Annotated in this window: 11 protein-coding genes; 6 read left to right on the forward strand and 5 right to left on the reverse strand. The window is 71.1% G+C overall.

Annotated features, from left to right (window positions below; genetic code table 11):
* Nucleotides 1-411: 411 nt before the first annotated feature.
* From ACIBCM_RS29605 to ACIBCM_RS29615, 3 genes are all read right to left on the reverse strand, one after another.
* The gene (locus ACIBCM_RS29605) at nucleotides 412-1419 is read right to left on the reverse strand and encodes a DNA-3-methyladenine glycosylase family protein (RefSeq protein ID WP_399248492.1); all 1008 of its coding nucleotides are present in this window, start codon (nucleotides 1417-1419) and stop codon (nucleotides 412-414) included.
* Between the two features lie 633 nt (nucleotides 1420-2052).
* On the reverse strand, nucleotides 2053-3135 hold the full coding sequence (locus ACIBCM_RS29610; RefSeq protein ID WP_399248494.1) for a sugar phosphate nucleotidyltransferase: 1083 nt from the start codon (nucleotides 3133-3135) through the stop codon (nucleotides 2053-2055).
* An 88-nt stretch (nucleotides 3136-3223) separates the two neighbouring features.
* Nucleotides 3224-4672 carry a peptidoglycan recognition protein gene (locus ACIBCM_RS29615; RefSeq protein ID WP_399248496.1) on the reverse strand — a complete coding sequence of 483 codons (1449 nt, stop codon included), beginning with the start codon at nucleotides 4670-4672 and terminating at the stop codon, nucleotides 3224-3226.
* A 136-nt stretch (nucleotides 4673-4808) separates the two neighbouring features.
* On the opposite strand from ACIBCM_RS29615, the gene ACIBCM_RS29620 reads away from it, so the two are divergent.
* The 4 genes from ACIBCM_RS29620 to ACIBCM_RS29635 all read left to right on the forward strand — a co-directional run bounded on the left by ACIBCM_RS29620 (nucleotide 4809) and on the right by ACIBCM_RS29635 (nucleotide 11309).
* Nucleotides 4809-5561 carry a TIGR03089 family protein gene (locus ACIBCM_RS29620; RefSeq protein WP_399248498.1) on the forward strand — a complete coding sequence of 251 codons (753 nt, stop codon included), beginning with the start codon at nucleotides 4809-4811 and terminating at the stop codon, nucleotides 5559-5561.
* Between the two features lie 189 nt (nucleotides 5562-5750).
* A complete protein-coding gene (locus ACIBCM_RS29625; protein ID WP_399248501.1) occupies nucleotides 5751-7478 on the forward strand; it encodes an LCP family protein in 1728 nt (575 codons plus the stop codon).
* Between the two features lie 218 nt (nucleotides 7479-7696).
* A complete protein-coding gene (locus ACIBCM_RS29630; RefSeq protein ID WP_399248503.1) occupies nucleotides 7697-9529 on the forward strand; it encodes an LCP family protein in 1833 nt (610 codons plus the stop codon).
* A gap of 31 nt (nucleotides 9530-9560) precedes the next feature.
* Complete coding sequence (locus ACIBCM_RS29635) at nucleotides 9561-11309, forward strand: LCP family protein (RefSeq protein ID WP_399248505.1); 1749 nt, start codon at nucleotides 9561-9563, stop codon at nucleotides 11307-11309.
* A 366-nt stretch (nucleotides 11310-11675) separates the two neighbouring features.
* On the opposite strand, the gene ACIBCM_RS29640 is transcribed toward ACIBCM_RS29635, so the two are convergent.
* A complete protein-coding gene (locus ACIBCM_RS29640) occupies nucleotides 11676-12695 on the reverse strand; it encodes a glycosyltransferase family 2 protein (protein WP_399248507.1) in 1020 nt (339 codons plus the stop codon).
* Between the two features lie 253 nt (nucleotides 12696-12948).
* Here ACIBCM_RS29640 and ACIBCM_RS29645 point away from each other — a divergent pair, with 253 nt between their 5' ends.
* Nucleotides 12949-14316 carry an LCP family protein gene (locus tag ACIBCM_RS29645; RefSeq protein WP_399248639.1) on the forward strand — a complete coding sequence of 456 codons (1368 nt, stop codon included), beginning with the start codon at nucleotides 12949-12951 and terminating at the stop codon, nucleotides 14314-14316.
* Nucleotides 14317-14518: 202 nt separating this feature from the next.
* Here the strand turns inward: ACIBCM_RS29645 and ACIBCM_RS29650 are convergent, their stop codons facing one another.
* Entirely contained in the window at nucleotides 14519-15067 is a 549-nt protein-coding gene (locus ACIBCM_RS29650) for an acyl-CoA thioesterase (protein WP_399248509.1), read from the reverse strand.
* Between the two features lie 140 nt (nucleotides 15068-15207).
* Between ACIBCM_RS29650 and ACIBCM_RS29655 the strand changes: the two genes are divergently transcribed.
* Complete coding sequence (locus tag ACIBCM_RS29655; RefSeq protein ID WP_399248511.1) at nucleotides 15208-16479, forward strand: LCP family protein; 1272 nt, start codon at nucleotides 15208-15210, stop codon at nucleotides 16477-16479.
* Nucleotides 16480-16605 lie beyond the last annotated feature (126 nt).

Genomic DNA, 16605 nt, shown 5'->3' on the forward strand with positions numbered 1-16605 from the left:
TAGTGGGTGGCTGCGGGGGCGGTGACCCGGGGGGCCCGTGCCTGGTGCGTGGTCAGCTGCCCGCGGGGAGAGGCGGGTTGGGGCGGGGGCGTCTGCTTCGGCCCGTCCGGCGGTTGCGGGCATCGGTGGCGATGCCGGTGAACCACGGTTCCGGGTACGGGCACTTGCGGCCCGGGGCACGGGAACGGTGACGGCTCCGGGCACGTACGGTGGCGGGCCGTTTCTGCGTCGGGGGCGGCGCGTGTGTCAGCCCGTCCGGTGGTTGAGGACATCGGTGGCGATGCCGGTGGGCCGGGGTTCGGCACACGGACACTTGCGGCCCCGGGCCGGGGGCGGTGTTACCGGTGGCTGCCGGGCGGAGGGCGTCGGCGTCAGGCGGTGGGGCGGGGCGGGGGGCGGTCGAGACCGCCGTCAGAGCAGGCCGATGTCCACGCGCGGCATCTTGGGGGTACGGCGGGGCGGGGTCCGGCCGCTGAGGAGGATCAGGCGGGCGGCACGGTGGCGCTGGCCCGCGTAGGGCGCCAGCAGTTCGAGCATCGCGGCGTCGTCGGCGTCGCGGTCGCCCGCGAGGGCGTAGCCGACGATGCCCGGCAGATGCAGATCTCCGACGGTGACGGCGTCCGGTGCGCCGTTGCTGCGCTGTACGGTCTCGGCGGAGGTCCAGGGGCCGATACCCGGGATCAACTCCAGGCGGGCCCGCGCCTGTTCGGGCTCCATCGCGGCGGCCTCCTCCATCCGGCGGGCGACCCGCACCGCGCGCAGGATCGTGGACGCGCGCTTGTTGTCCACGCCCGCGCGGTGCCACTCCCAGGACGGGATCAGCGCCCAGGTACGGGGCTCGGGCATCACGAACAGACCGGGACCGGGGAGCTGGGCGGGGCCGGGCGCGGGTTCCCCGTACTTCCTGACGAGCAGACGCCAGGCCCGGTACGCCTCGTCCGTGGTGACCTTCTGCTCCAGGATCGACGGAATCAGGGACTCCATGACCAGGCCGGTACGGGTGAGCCGCAGGCCCGGCCGGCGGTGCCGGGTGAGCGCCACGATCCGGTGCCGGGGGGTGAAGGCGGAGGGGTCGTCGCCTTCGCCGAGCAGCCCCGGCAGCCCGTCCAGCAGCCAGGTCGCGCCCGGGCCCCACGCCTCGGCCACGATGTCACCGGCCGCCGGGGGGTGGATCCGCAGGGTGCCGGGGCCTTCCGGGGTTCTGGTGGCCCGCCAGACCGACCCGTCCCGGGTCATCCGGAACGTCGGGTCGGCGGGGCCGCGCCGCAGGGGCGTGACCACCAGCGCGAGATCGAGCGGAGCGGGCGGGGACCAGCGCCGTGTGTGCGTCCGCTCCTGCCCGCGAGGTCCGGCGGGTGCCTGCGCGGGCAGCCGTACGGGGGCTGCGGCGCGGGGGCGGGGGGAGAAGCGGCCTGACACGGGGGTCCTCGGGGGTGGGGTACGGGTACGAGCCTAGGCGGTGAGGTGGGGGCGGGGGCGGAGGGGGCTGTTTTTTGTCCTCAATCGCCGGACGGGCTGGGAATGGTGGCCGTCCCCCGGGCGGGGGCCGCGTGGCCGTGTCCGGGACCGTGGCCACGGGGTGACCCTGCCCGGGACCGTGACCGCGGAGTGACCCTGCCCGGGACCGTGACCGCGAGGTGACCCTGCCCGGGACCGTGACCGCGGAGTGACCCTGCCCGGGACCGTGACCGCGAGGTGACCCTGCCCGGGACCGTGACCGCGCCCCACCGCGACCAACGTCCTCAAACGCCGGACGGGCTCAAAAACACCTCCCGAGCCCGGACCGGCCGAAACGGCCAACTGCACGAGCCCGGAAAACGTCACCACCCCCGGACCGAGGCCGCCACGTGACCCCGCCCCGAACCATCACCGCGCCCCACCGCGACCAACGTCCTCAAACGCCGGACGGGCTCAGAAAAACGCCCCGGCCCCGGAAGACCCACGGCCGCCCGGCCCCAAGCCCTCCGGGCAACCACCACCGAAACCCCAGCCCACCAACACCCCGCCCGGCGTTTTCGGACGCCGGGCGGGCGGAAAGGCAAGGCTCAGGGGCTACTGGTCGGAGGAGAAGCGGATCGTGGCCGGGGCCAGGACCGCGTCGCACCAGACGCGGGCGCCGTCGCGGAGCTCGTTGTCCGCGCCGACCGTCGCTCCGTCGCCGACGACGGTGCCGGAGAGCGACGCGCGGCGCCCCACCCGTGCGCCCGCCCCGATGAGGGAGGAGGTGATCACCGCGCCCTCCTCGACGACCGCCCCCGCGAGGACGACACTGCCGTCGACGGTGGCGCCGGGAGCGATCGTCGCGCCCTCGCAGACGACCGTGCCGCCGGTGACCTTCGCGTCCGCCGCGACGACCGCCGAGTCGAGGATCAGCCGGTCACCGCACTGACCGGGCACCGCCGGCGACGGTGCCCGCCCGAGGACCAGGTCCGCCGAGCCCCGGACGAACGCCTGGGGTGTGCCCAGGTCGAGCCAGTACGTGGAGTCGACCATGCCCTGGAGGTGCGCTCCGGCGGAGAGCAGGTCCGGAAAGGTCTCCCGCTCCACGGAGACCGGCCGCCCGGCCGGAATCGTGTCGATGACCGAGCGCCGGAAGACATACGCCCCCGCGTTGATCTGGTCGGTGACGATCTCCTCGGGCGTCTGCGGCTTCTCCAGGAACGCCGTCACACGCCCGTCGCGGTCCGTCGGCACCAGGCCGAACGCCCTGGGGTCCTCCACCCGCGTCAGATGCAGTGAGACATCCGCCCCGCACGACGCGTGCGTCGCGACCAGCGCGCCGATGTCGAGCCCGGTCAGGATGTCCCCGTTGAAGACGAGGACCGGATCGTCCGGGCCCGACTCCAGCCGGTCCGCCACATTGCGGATCGCGCCTCCCGTGCCGAGGGGTTCCTTCTCGGTGACGTACTCCAGGTGGAGTCCGAGGGAGGACCCGTCGCCGAAGTACGGCTCGAACACCTCGGCCAGATACGAGGTGGCCAGGACTATCCGTTCCACACCCGCCGCCCGGGCCCGCGCGAGCTGATGGGTGAGGAAGGGAACGCCCGCCGCCGGAACCATCGGCTTCGGCGTGTTGACGGTGAGCGGGCGCAGGCGGGTGCCCTTGCCTCCGACGAGGAGGATGGCTTCAGTCACCTTGTCGTCTCTGCTTTCCTGTTTCGGGCCGGAATGGGGCACTCGTTCGAGACCGGCCGGTGTGCGCGGCTGGGCCGGCACCTCACCGTCAGCCGCGGCCCTGGTGTTTGGCGGAGGCGCTCCGGATGGTGCCGAGCTTGTTGTAGAGGCGGGTGCCGGGGCAGTCGGTCCGGAATCCGTCACGGTGCCCGGCGATGACGTTGAAGCTGACCTTCCTGCCCTTCTTGTACTTGTTGCTCCCCCCGGAGGTCAGCGTCACCTTGCTCTTCGGGTTGGCGTCGAACAACCCGAGCTTCCAGGCGGTCAACCTGGACACCGCCTTCACGACAGCCGTGGGCGGATTGCTGCGACTGTATGTGCCGAGCACGGCGATGCCCATGCTGTTTGAGTTAAATCCCAGGGTGTGGGCCCCGAGAACGGGCCTGGTCACGCCTCCCGCCCGGCCTTCGTAGATGTTTCCGCACTTGTCGACGGCGAAGTTGTAGCCGAAGTCGCGCCAGCCGCTGCTCACGACGTGGTAGCGGTAGATACTGCGGAGGACGGAGGGCGCCTGCTTGCAGGTGTATGCGTTTCCCGTGGAAGTGTGATGTACAAAGGCGGCCTTCACGGTCTTGGTGTACACGAACCCCTTCTCACGCAGGGATTCACTGGCGCCCCACTTCTTACGCGTGACGATGACCGGGCGCGGTCCCACGTACTTCTTCTTCGCCGTGACGCCTTCGGGAGCGGCCGCCGCAGCCGCGTCCGTACCGGCTCCGGCGGGCGCTTCCGTGCGCGGCGCCGATACCGCGCCGGGCGCCTCCGCGGTGAGGGACGCCGGGACCATCGTGCGGGTGGTCGGCACCGGAGGCGGGCCCTGGGCCACAGAACCCGCGGCCGGAGTCACGGATCCCCCGGCGGCCGGCTCGGCGGGCTCGGCTCCCGGGGGCACGGCCGGCTCGGCGGGTCCGGCTCCGGGGGGCGCCGCCGGCTCGGCGGCCGGTGCCTCGCCCGGGTCGACCAGTTCGAGCCGCATCCCCCCTGGCAGCGGCGCCGGTTCGCCCTCCTCGGATCTGACCCGTACCTCCACGCCGTCCGACGCGCCCACCCACAGCGGGGCCGTGGCACCCCGGAGCCTGCCCGACGAACCCTCACGGGTGTCCGGGTCGGCGCCGTGCTCGGCGGTGTGGGTCTCGACGTCCTGCCACTCGGACCAGACTCCGGAACCGGTCGCGCGCGTACGGATCTGGACCGTGCCGTGGAGTTCGGCCGTCGCGTCGCTCCATACGACGCCCACCAGCGAGAACGGCTTGACCCTGCGCTCCAGCAGACCGCGCTCCTGGACCGCCGGGCCGAGAGAGCGGGTGGACGGCGACGACGACAGCGAGGGCAGGGGCAGCGACTGGGTGGAGCCGGGGACGTCCGGGACCGGGACGGCCCGGGGCGGGTTGTCTCGTGGCGGCGCGGCCTCGGGCGCGGCCGCCGCGCCCGAGGTGAGCGAGAGGACAAGCGCGGCGGAGGCCGCGACACCGGTCGAAGAAGCCAGGATTCCACGCATGGATCGATCCTGAATCGAAAGTCACCGACTCCGCTCGCTGGAATCCGCCGGGAAACTGACGGCCCATCGGTCCGACCGGTGGACGGAGCCCCCGGTCCGACAGCCCGGCAGCACCGCCGCGCGTACCCTTTGCCGGGTGAACGCCAGCGACCGTACCCCCGCCGACCTGCTGCGATCCGCGCTCGCCGCGGATCCCGGGCGCCCTTTGACCACCTTCTACGACGACGCCACCGGTGAACGGGTGGAATTGTCCGTCGCCACCTTCGCCAATTGGGTGGCCAAGACAGCCAACTTGCTCCAGGGCGATCTCGCCGCCGGTCCCGGCGACCGGCTCGCGCTGCTGCTGCCCGCGCACTGGCAGAGCGCGGTCTGGCTGATCGCCTGCGCGTCGGTGGGAGTGACCGTGGACATCGGCGGCGACCCGGCCGACGCGGACCTCGTCGTCAGCGGCCCCGACACACTGGAGCAGGCGCGCGCCTGCTCCGGCGAGCGGGTGGCGCTGGCACTGCGCCCCCTCGGCGGGCGCTTTCCGGAACCCCCGCGGGGCTTCGCCGACTACGCCGTCGAGGTACCGGGCCAGGGCGACCGTTTCACCCCGTACGCCCCCGTCGATCCGGCCGCCCCCGCACTGTCCGTCGGCGGTACGGAGCTGAGCGGGGCGGAGCTGGTCGAACGGTCCCGCGCCGACGCGGCGGAACTGGGGCTGACGGCGGGGTCCCGGCTGCTGACGGGCCGGGCGTACGACTCCTGGGAGGGGCTGTCGGCGGGGCTGTACGCGCCGCTCGCGGCCGGGGCGTCGGTGGTGCTGTGCCGCAACCTCGACCGGCTGCCGCCCGAGGACCTCAGGAAGCGGATCGAGAGCGAGCGCGTCACCACCACCATCCAGTAACAAGTGTTCATGGTGTGACAAAAGTCCAAAATCCACCCACATGGCCTATAGCAGAGCCGAGTCCCCGGGCTGGTTCTCCCGCTCCGGTGGATGATCGGCGATACGCGTGTTTCAACGCACAACCAAGCGCGAGGCTCAGCCGTCTAGTTGTGAGATCGGCGGTCCAGCGCGCCGCCGACGCCGTGAAGGATGGACGCAGAAGTGACGGACAGTGCCGGCACGCCGACCGGGCCCGAGGGCGGGGCCGAGGACGAGCGCGCGCCCGGCACGGATGCCGCCGGTGGCGGCGGCGGTGACGGCACCGGCTCCGCGTCCGAGCCCGGCACTCCCGCGCCGGGCGACTCCGGCGGCTCCGACGGCTCGGGCGGCTGGGGCCCCGGCCCCGAGCCCGAAAGCGGCGCCGGGACCGGGGCCGATGACGACCCCGATCTTCACGGACCCGGCACCACCGCGGCCGCCGGACCCGCGCCCGGCGCGGCCACCCCCGACGGCCCGGACCGCCCCGCCGACTCCGACGCCCCCGCCGACACCTCCGGCACTCCCGCCGACACCGACGCCTCCGGCACCCCGGCCGCCCCCGCCCCCGCTCCCGGCAGCACGCACCACAGCGACCCCGGCGCCCCCGGCGTCCCCGGCGACGATCGACCCGGCACCCCCGGCGGCCCGCTCGACGCTCACTCCGGCCACCACCCACCCGACGACAGTGATACACATCACACCACCCCCTTCCCGGTGGAGCCCAAGGACGGCACCCCGCCCCCCGGGGCCAAAAGGCGGCGCCCATGGGTGCGTTGGGCCGCGCTCGGCACCTCCCTCGTACTGCTCGCCGCCTCCGGTACGGCCTGGTGGATCTACCGGAAGTTCGACGGCAACATCACCACCGACGTCGGAACGGCCGCCGAACTGGAGGCGTACGAGAAGGAGCGGCCCCTCCCGATCGTGCTGAACGCGCAGAACATCCTGCTGCTCGGTTCCGACAGCCGGTCGGGCAAGGGCAACCGCAAGTACGGCCGTGACGACGGCGGCAGCCAGCGCGCGGACACCGTGATCCTGCTGCATATCGCCGCCGACCGGCGCAGTTCGACGGCCGTGTCCCTGCCCCGCGATCTGATGGTCACGATCCCCAGCTGCCGCCGCCCCGACGGCACCCGCAGCCGCAGCCGGCTTGCGCAGTTCAACTCGGCGTTCGAGCGGGGCGGCGCGGCCTGCACGATCCGTACGGTCGAGAGGATGACGGGCGTGCGGATCGATCACCACATGGTGGTGGACTTCCGCGGCTTCAAGGAGATGGTCGACGCGGTGGACGGTGTCGAGATCTGTCTCAAGGAGCCGATCGACGACCCCGCCGCCAGGCTGAAGCTCCGCAAGGGCAGACAGACCCTCAACGGCGAGCAGGCGCTCGGCTATGTGCGGGCCCGCAAGTCCCTCGGCGACGGCAGCGACACCGAGCGTATGAGCCGTCAGCAGCAGTTCCTGGGCTCCCTGGTGAAGAAGGTGCAGAGCAATGGCGTCCTGCTCAATCCGAGAAAGCTCTACGGGGTGCTGGACGCGGCGACCAAGTCGCTGACCACGGATCCGGGGCTCGACTCACTCAAGGATCTCTACGATCTGACCCGTGCCGTCCGGAGCATCCCCACCGAGCGTGTGCAGTTCCTCACCGTGCCCCGGCAGCCGTACTCCGGCAATCCGAACCGCGACGAACTCGTGGAGCCGAAGGCGTCGCAGCTCTTCCGGCAGCTGCGTGAGGACACCCCCATCACCGTCGTACCGCCGGGGGGCCGGGACCGTTCCGACAGGAACAAGAGCGCGGAAAAGGGGACGGATTCCCACCGGAGGCCGGATGACACCGGGCCGGCTTCCCCGTCTCCCGCTCCCGCTTTCTCGGGAACGAATGCGGCGGTGGGCCTGTGTGAGTAAAGCGATGCCCAAAGCACAGGACCGCACCATACGGATTGGGCGGAATGCCCCCTTGTAAGGTGCGCGGAACTTGTCACGGGCGTCGCCCCGCGTTGAACTGGGCGGATAGTGTGGCGCGATCCGGTACACCGGCTTGCGTCGTGCACTGCTGGATCGAGAGACCAAGCGCCCACCGGGGGAGGCGCTTCGCGTGGCACCGACGGAGGATTCAGAAAACCGTGGATGCGCAGAGCCGTGGGCGGGCGGACGAGATCGACCCCGCCGACCAGTGGGTGCTCAACCCGCAGACCGGCAATTACGAATTGCGACTGGACCAATCCCCAGCGCAGTCGTCGCCGACGGCCCCTCCGACCTCGTCGAGAACCTCCGGCAGAAGAACGCCCGGGCCCCGCGCCCCCGAGGACGGCGCTCCCACGGGAGACCGGTTCGCGGAGGGCGGGCGTACCGACGCCCGCCGCGGTGACGGCCGGCGCACGGAGGGCCGGCGCACCGACGGCGGCCGCAGGAGCGCCGCTCCGGGCCGCGAGGTGCCCCCGCAGCGCTCACACCGTGCGGGAGACGCCTCGGGTGGCTCGAATCCGCCCACCGCGGGCCGCCGTAAGCGCAAGCAGCCCAAGTCCCGCAAGAAGAAGGTCCTGATGTGGACGGGCGGGGTGCTCGCCCTGGCCGTCACGGCGGGCGCGGTGGGCGTGTACGTCCTGTACGAGCGTCTCGACTCCAACCTCAACACGGTCGATGTCGCGGGCGCGGGCACGGGCGGCTTCAAAAAGGACAAGGCCGTCAACATCCTCGTCATCGGCACCGACAAGCGGACCGGAGAGGGCAATACGGCCTACGGCGACCGCAACAGCCCCGGGCACGCCGACACGACGATCCTCTTCCATGTCTCCAAGGACCGGACGAACGCCACCGCCCTCTCCATCCCCCGGGATCTGATCACCGACATCCCCTCCTGTGAGACGAAGGACGGGGACGGCACCAAGACGATCCCCGGCACGTCGAACACCCGGTTCAACGAGAGCCTCGGCCAGGCGGGCCGCGACCCGGGCTGCACCATGCGCACGGTCACGGAGATGACCGGTATCCCCGTCGATCACTTCATGATGGCCGACTTCAACGCGGTCAAGACGATGTCGACGGCGGTGGGCGGGGTCGAGGTCTGCCTCGCCAAGCCCATCAACGACAAGGACTCGAAGCTGAATCTCCCGGCGGGCAAGCACGTCCTGAAGGGCGAGGACGCCCTGGCGTTCGTCCGGACCAGGCACTCGGTGGGCTTCGGCGGCGACCTCAGCCGGATCGAGATCCAGCAGCAGTTCCTCAGTTCCATGATCCGCAAGATGAAGTCGAGCGACACGCTCACCAGCCCCACGAAGATGTGGGACCTGGCGGAGGCGGCCACCAGCGCGCTCACCGTCGACACCGGCATAGGCAGCATCAAGAAGCTCCAGGAACTCGGTATGGAGCTGGCGGAGGTGGATCCGAAGAACATCACCTTCACCACCGTGCCGGTGGTCGACAACACGGACGGCGCGACGGTCCTGCTCCAGGAGGAGAAGGCCGGGCAGCTGTTCTCGATGATAAAGAACGACACCTCGCTCACCGAAGTGCAGAAGAAGGAGAAGGAGGAAAAGGCCGCGGCGAAGAAGCCGGGACCGCTTCAGGGGCCCAGGGCGAAGGCATCGGACGTCCGGGTGGCGGTCTACAACGGCAGCGAGACCTCCGGGGCGGCCTCCAAGACGCTCCAGTGGCTCCAGGAGGAGAAGCAGGGCGTGCTGAAGTCGAGCAATGAGGCCAACGCTCCGCAGAAGGTCGCCAAGACGATCCTGGAGTACGGCCCGAACCAGGCGGACCAGGCCCGCACCCTCGCGGACCTCATGGGACTGCCTGCCTCGGCGATGAAGCAGGGTACGGAGAACGCCGTGGGCCGCGAGCCCATGAAGCTCACGCTCGGCGACGACTTCGAGGGCGCGGGCATCCCCATCACCGGACCGGCGAAGGCGCCGGAGGGTGTGCAGAAGGTCGGAGCGGACAAGCAGGTGTGTGCCAAGTGACCCGGGAAGAAAACCGGGCCGCGCCGGGCGCATGACAGCAGGGGGCTCAGGGGTGGCAAAGAACAGCGTACGGGGAAAGGGGACCGAGGGCGGCGTCCGGAACCCCCGTGACCTCGGGTGGGACGACAGCCTGTACGAGTCGGGAGGCGACGGCGACGAGAACACGTCCCGGCGTCGTACGAGGAGATCATCCGGAAGGGGTGCCAAGGGCGGCGGCTCCGGGCCGCGGTCGTCGCGTCAGCGCGGTTCCGGCTCCCGACGGGGCGGCCGGGGAGCACGGAAGAACAGCAAGCTCCGCATACTGAAGTGGGGCGCGGCCGTGCTGTCGCTGCTGATACTCGGCACCGCGGCGGCGGGATACCTCTACTACGAGCACCTCAACGGCAAGCTCAAGAAGGACGATCTGACCCTCGGCAAGAAGATGCCGGACCACAAGCCCAACGCCGACGGCCAGACACCGCTGAACATCCTGCTCATCGGCTCGGACGCCCGGGACAGCAAGGCGAACCAGAAGCTCGGCGGAGCGAAGGAGACCTTCGGCTCCAAGCCGCTCGCCGATGTGCAGATGCTGCTGCATCTGTCGGCGGACCGCTCCAACATCTCGCTGATCAGCATGCCGCGCGACACCATGCTGACGATCCCGGAGTGCGAGGACAAGGACGGCGAGAAGTACCCGGAGCTGCGGTTCGCGCAGACGAACACCTCACTGGGACGCGGCGGTCCGGGGTGCACGGTCGCCACCTGGAACCATCTGACCGGTATCACCATCGACCACTTCATGATGATCGACTTCGCGGGTGTGGTGTCCATGGCGGACGCCATCGGCGGTGTCCCCGTCTGCGTCGAGCAGAACATCCGCTCCCGTACCAGGACCGGTGAGGGCTCCGGGCTGACGCTGCGGAAGGGGACGACCCCGGTCAAGGGCGAGCAGGCGCTCCAGTGGCTGCGTACCCGCTACGGCTTCGGCGACGGCAGCGATCTCTTCCGGGCACGCGCCCAGCAGATGTACATGAACTCGATGGTCCGGGAACTGCGGAAGAACGCCAAGCTCACCGACCCCAACAAGCTGCGCAAGCTCGCCGAGGCGGCCATCGAGGCGCTCACCGTGGACAAGGGCATCGACTCCGTCAAAAAGCTTCTGGACATCGGCAATTCACTGAAGAGCGTGCCGACCGGCCGGATCACGGCGACGACGATTCCCACCCGCTACTCGGAGCGGCCGGGCTTCCGCGCCAAGGTCGAGCCGCTGCCGGGCGATGCCGAGGCGCTCTTCGAGATGGTCCGCGAGGACATACCGCTGGACGGCAGGGGGTCCAAGACGCCCAAGAAGAAACCTTCACCCCCCGCCGTCTCCCAGGACCCGGCCGCGGCGCCGGGCGAGATCGCGGTACGGGTGCAGAACGGCACCGACGGCGACGGCATGGGCGCCGAGAGGGGCCGGGCCTCCACGGTCGCCGGTCTCCTCGGCGGCAAGGGCTTCACCCAGGCGGTGGCCGACTCCTCCCGTAACCCGCAGAAGAAGACGGTCGTCCGCTACAACGGCTCCGAGCTTGAGGGGGACGCGCAGGCGGTCGCCAAGGCCCTCGGAATCCCGGTGTCGGCCGTGAAGGAGTCGGACAGAACCGACTCCATCACGCTGATCGTGGGCGCCGACTGGCGCCAGGGCGACACCTTCCCGAAGCCGAAGCCCAAGAGCACCAAGGCGCCGAGCTCGGCGAACCCGCTGGCCGGTGACGACGAGGACGCGTGCATGCCCGTCCAGGAGGGCTTCACCTGGTAGGGCGCGCGTGGTAGCGCCACCGCGTACGGGAGAAACGCGTACGGGAGAAGGGTCCGGGGATGTCACCCGGGCCCTTCTCCCGTGCCGTTCTGCCGTACGCGTACTCCCGCGTACCGGCCGCGGGTGAGGGAGCGGTGCATCCACCCCAAGCCGGGGCGTCAGGGCCGGGTGCCCAGGCACACTGCTCGGGTGCGAGCGGCCGTCGAGCCGGAGTGTGGAACGGCCGTTGAGGGTGCCGGCCCTTGCGGGGCTCCGCCCCGGACCCCGCTCCTCAATCGCCGGAGGGGCTGCACATACGGGGGCCGCCGGACGGGGGGCCTGAGGCGGAGGCGGCGCTCTTCGCCGGGGGCCGCCGGACCGGGGCCCTCAGGCGGACGCGGCGCTCTTCGCCGGCGGCCGGCGGCTCGCGATGACCTTCTTCGCCAGCGAGCGCGGGCTGGTCAGAAAGCCGAAGCCCCACGACATGTGCATGGTCGCCAGCGCCACCGGGATCCGCAGCCGAGCCTTCAGCGGCAGCCCCTTGCCCGCCGGTACCGACCCGGCGGTGATCGCGGCCAGATACCCGCCGGGGATCACCAGCCCCCACGGCGTGAGCACCACGCCCACCACCGTCCCCGCGGCGATCGCGCACAGGGCGACCGGCGGCGCGAGATAGCGCAGATTGATGGAACCCTGGTGATAGCGGGCGACGACATGCCGCCAGCGGCCGTAGTCCTTGTACTGCTTGGCGAGCGCGCGCACCGACGGCCGCGGCCGGTACTGCACCTTCAGCTCCGGCGAGAACCAGATCAGCCCGCCCGCCTCACGGATCCGGAAGTTCAGTTCCCAGTCCTGGGCGCGGATGAACTCCTCGTTGTAGCCGCCCTGCTGCTCCAGCGCCTCACGCCGGAAGACCCCCAGATACACGGTCTCCGCAGAACCGGCCGCACCGCCCGTGTGGAAGGCCGCGTTGCCGACGCCGACCCGGGACGTCATCGCGGCGGCGACCGCGTGCTCCCAGTCGTTCTCGCCCTCGGCGTGCATGATGCCGCCCACGTTCTGCGCCCCGGTCTCCTCCAGGAGCCGCACGGCGGTGGCGATGTAGTTCGCCGAGAGCATCCCGTGCCCGTCGACGCGCACCACGATCGGGTGGCGGGACGCCTTGATGGCAGCGTTCAGCGCGGCCGGGGTCCGCCCGGTGGGATTGGGCACGGTGTGGACCCGGGGATCCTCCCGCACCAGTTCGGCGGCGATCTCGTCGGTACGGTCCGTGGACGGGCCGAGCGCGATCACCACCTCCATCTCGCCGTCGTACTCCTGGTCGAGGATGTGACGGACCGAGTTGCGCAGATGCCGCTCCTCGTTGAGGACCGGCATGATCACGGAGACAGGGGGCGTGGCGTTCATCGCCCGCCACGTTACCGCGAATGGGGGACACGGACGCGCGGCGGCCGGTCGGTGCGACCTTCTGCCGATCGTATGGGCCTACGGTGTGCTGGATTCGCCCTTGTAGCCCCATTCGCCCTCACTCGTCCGAGTCGCCCACGGAGGTGTCCCCCTCGTGACCGTCCCGCCTCGCTCTCCCCGTCCCCGGCCCCGCCCGGGGCCCCGGACGCCACGGGCCACGCCCCGGCGGCCCGTCCGCCGGGCGCGCTGGGCCCTGCGGGCGGCGACCACGCTCTCGGTCGTCGTGCTGGGCGCCGGAGCCATCGGACACGCGCTGGTGACGAGTGTGGACACGAGCGTCAGCCGGGTCGACCCCTTCCGGGACATAAAGAACCGTCCCGAGGACGGCCGTGGCATGAACCTGCTGCTCGTCGGCACCGACGGCCGCGACCGGATCACCAAGAGCGAGAAGGAGAAGTACCGCCTCGGCGGCGCGCCCTGCCGCTGCACCGACACCATCATGCTGGTGCACATCTCCGCCGACCGGGACCGCGCGAGCGTGGTCAGCCTGCCCCGCGACAGCTACGCGCGGATCCCCGCGCACACCGACCAGAACAGCGGCAAGGCCCACAAGCCGCACCCGGTCAAGCTGAACGCGGCGTACGCGGAGGGCGGGCCCGCCCTGACCGTACGGACCGTCGAGCAGATGACCAAGGTGAAGATCGACCACTATCTGGAGATCGACTTCACCAGCTTCATGAAGACCGTGGACGCGCTCGGCGGGGTGGAGATCTGCACCACCGGCCCGGTGAAGGACAAGTACACCGGGCTCGATCTCCCCGCCGGCACCCATCAGCTCAACGGCGGCCAGGCCCTCCAGTACGTCCGCTCCCGCCATGTCGACGGAGCGTCCGACCTGGGCCGTATGCAGCGCCAGCAGCGCTTCCTGGCGTCCATGATCAAGCAGGCGAGCGGCAGCGGGGTCCTGCTGAACCCGGTGAAGTTCCGCAAGGTCGCCTCCACCATGATCGGCTCCGTACGCGCCGACCGGGGCTTCGGTACGGACGAGATGCTCGCCCTCGCCCGGGCGATGCGCGGGTTCTCGGCGTCCTCGTCGGAGTTCACGTCCGTGCCGATCGCCTCGATGGGCCAGGTCAAGGGCGTCGGCTCCGCGGTGAAGTGGGACGGGGCGAAGGCGGACCGCCTGTTCCGGATGATCCGCGAGGACAAGCCCCTGGCGACCGTACGCACGAAGAAGTCCGGGCCGAAGGCCAGGCTGGTGGACGTCTCCCCGCAGCAGATCCGGGTGCAGGTCTACAACGGCACCCGCGAGGGCGGTCTCGGCCGCAAGGCCGACAGCGCCCTGCGCTCGACCGGTTTCAACACGACCCGCGCCCCGCTCAACAGCGACGGCCCCCCGGTCGAGCGCACCTTCGTCTCGTACGACCCCCGCTGGGACCGCTCGGCGAAGTCCCTGTCCACCGCGCTGAACGGCTGCGAGATGCGCCCGGTCAAGGGCCAGGGCCGGACCCTGCGGGTGACGGCGGGCACGGACTTCACGGGCGTGGTCCCGGTGCGGGCGGAGAACGCGTACCAGGGCGAGTTCGGGGCGGTGACGGGCGACCAGGTGGTGTGCCCGTGACATGACAGGCCCGGCGTGGGGAGCTGCCGGCGGTCCCGTGACGTCACGGGCTCCCGGGCGCGGATCTGCCGGCGCCCCCAGTGACCCGGCCGGCTCGGGGCGCGGGCCGCCTGCGGTTCCGTGACCCGACGGCCCTCGGGGCGCGCGGGCTGCCGGCGTCCCCGGCGCGCACCACGGCGGACCGGCGCGGACCGGGGCGTCGTCAGTCGTCCATGCCCTCCGCCGCCCGCTTCTCGCGCAGCTCCTTGATCGCCCGGCGGCGGGCGAGCCGGTGGGTGCGGCGTATCTGGGCCTCCTGGTGGCGCCGCCGGTCCCGCTCGGTCTCCGGCACCACCGGCGGTACGGTCCGGGGCTTGCCTTCCTCGTCCACCGCCGCGAAGACCAGATACGCGGATCCGACCTGCTGCGCGGGCGTCGACTCGTTCCAGCGCTCGGCCATCACCCGTACGCCGACCTCCATCGACGACCGCCCGGTCCAGTTCACCTGGGCCTTCACATGGACCAGGTCACCGACCCGCACCGGCTCCAGGAAGACCATCTCGTCCATGGAGGCGGTGACGGCGGGCCCGCCGGAGTGCCGGCCCGCGACCGCGCCCGCCGCGTCGTCCACCAGTTTCATGATCACGCCACCGTGGACCGTCCCGAGGAGGTTGGTGTCGCTGCCGGTCATGATGTGACTGAGGGTGGTACGCGAGGCGGATGTGGGCTTTCCCGGAGCCGCCGGCTCCGGGCTCTGGGCCTGAGCTGTCATGCTCTCCACCCTAGAGCGTGTCGCACATACGTCCCCGGGCGGCGACCTGGCAGGTGCATTGCATCAGCTTGGCAACAGCCCTGACCCGAATCCCGGGACTCCCTGTCGGCGCCGAAGTGTGACCCGGCACACTTGTCGCCATGAACGATTGGCCCGATGGATACGGACGCGGCAGCCAGGGCTCACAGCCCGAAGGCGCTCGCGTAATGCGCCATGTGCAGCGACGACCGGTCCCGCAGCAGCAGTCACAGGGGTACGACGGTGATTCCGCCGCCCCCTACGACAGCGGCTACAACACGGGCCAGGTATACGGAACCCCCGCCCCCCGTGGTCAGGGCGGCCAGGGCCAGGGCCACGCCCCCGGCTACGGCCCCGGGCAACCGCCGGCCGGCCCTCCGGCGGCCCCGCCCGGCCCCGACCCCTACCGGCAGCCCCCGAACTGGCGCCGCCGCATCAAGATCGGCTCGCTGGTTCTGGTGGTGACCTTCGCCGCGGTCACCATAGGCACCTACTTCTGGGCCGACTCCAAGGTCCGGCGCGAGGTCGATCTCTCCAAGGTCATCGAGCGGCCGAAGGAGGGCGACTGCACCACGTATCTGATCGTCGGCTCCGACAGCCGCGAGGGCATGTCCTCCGCCGACAGGAAGCGGCTGCGCACCGGCTCCGCCGAGGGCAAGCGCACCGACTCGATGATGATCCTCGCCGACTGCTCCAGCGGCGCCACGATGATCTCGCTCCCGCGTGACTCGGACGTCGAGATCCCCTCCTTCAAGGGTTCCGAGTCCGGCAAGCTCTTCCCGAACCAGGGCCGCCGCGTCAAGCTCAACGCCGCGTACGCCGAGGACGGGCCCGAACTGCTCGTCCGTACCGTCGAGCACAACACCGGCCTGCGCATCGACCACTACGCCGAGATCGGCTTCGCCGGCTTCGCGAGCATCGTGGACGCGATCGGCGGGGTCGAGATGGACATCCCGAAGGCCTTCAAGGACAGGAAGTCGGGCGCGGACTTCCAGGCCGGCAAGCAGACGCTCGACGGTGAGCAGGCGCTGGCGTTCGTACGCACCCGGTACGCGTTCGCCGAGTCCGATCTCGCGCGGACGAAGAACCAGCAGAAGTTCCTGGCGGCCCTCGCCAGCCAGACGGCGACCCCGAGCACGGTCCTCAACCCGTTCAAGCTCTACCCGGTGATGGGCGCGGGCCTGGACACGCTGATCGTCGACAAGGACATGTCCCTGTGGGACCTCGGCCAGATGTTCTTCGCGATGAAGGGCATCACGGGCGGCGACGGCACCTCGATGAACATGCCGATCTCGGGCAGCCGGGGCGGAAACCTCGTCTGGGACAAGACGAAGGTGCAACAGCTGGTGAACCAGATCCAGAACGACGAGAAGGTGACGGTCACCGGCAAGTGACCCGTTCCCGGGGGCGGTCCACGCGGGCCGCCCCCGGAGTCCGTCGGGCGGGTGTCCGGTGGTACGGCCCGAGCGGGCGGAGTCCGTCCGGCGCGGCGAGGACAGCGGTGTGCGTCCGGTGGTCCA

Origin of the sequence: Streptomyces sp. NPDC051018, assembly GCF_044456085.1 — a bacterium.
Classification (GTDB): Bacteria; Actinomycetota; Actinomycetes; order Streptomycetales; family Streptomycetaceae; genus Streptomyces.

What these genes read in the sequence shown, in the direction of transcription:
- ACIBCM_RS29625 (WP_399248501.1), top strand. Translation starts at nt 5,751, where the DNA reads ATGGACGCAGAAGTGACGGACAGTGCCGGCACGCCGACCGGGCCCGAG.
- ACIBCM_RS29650 (WP_399248509.1), bottom strand. Translation starts at nt 15,067, where the DNA reads ATGACAGCTCAGGCCCAGAGCCCGGAGCCGGCGGCTCCGGGAAAGCCC.
- ACIBCM_RS29615 (WP_399248496.1), bottom strand. Translation starts at nt 4,672, where the DNA reads ATGCGTGGAATCCTGGCTTCTTCGACCGGTGTCGCGGCCTCCGCCGCG.
- ACIBCM_RS29640 (WP_399248507.1), bottom strand. Translation starts at nt 12,695, where the DNA reads ATGAACGCCACGCCCCCTGTCTCCGTGATCATGCCGGTCCTCAACGAG.
- ACIBCM_RS29635 (WP_399248505.1), top strand. Translation starts at nt 9,561, where the DNA reads ATGACAGCAGGGGGCTCAGGGGTGGCAAAGAACAGCGTACGGGGAAAG.
- ACIBCM_RS29655 (WP_399248511.1), top strand. Translation starts at nt 15,208, where the DNA reads ATGAACGATTGGCCCGATGGATACGGACGCGGCAGCCAGGGCTCACAG.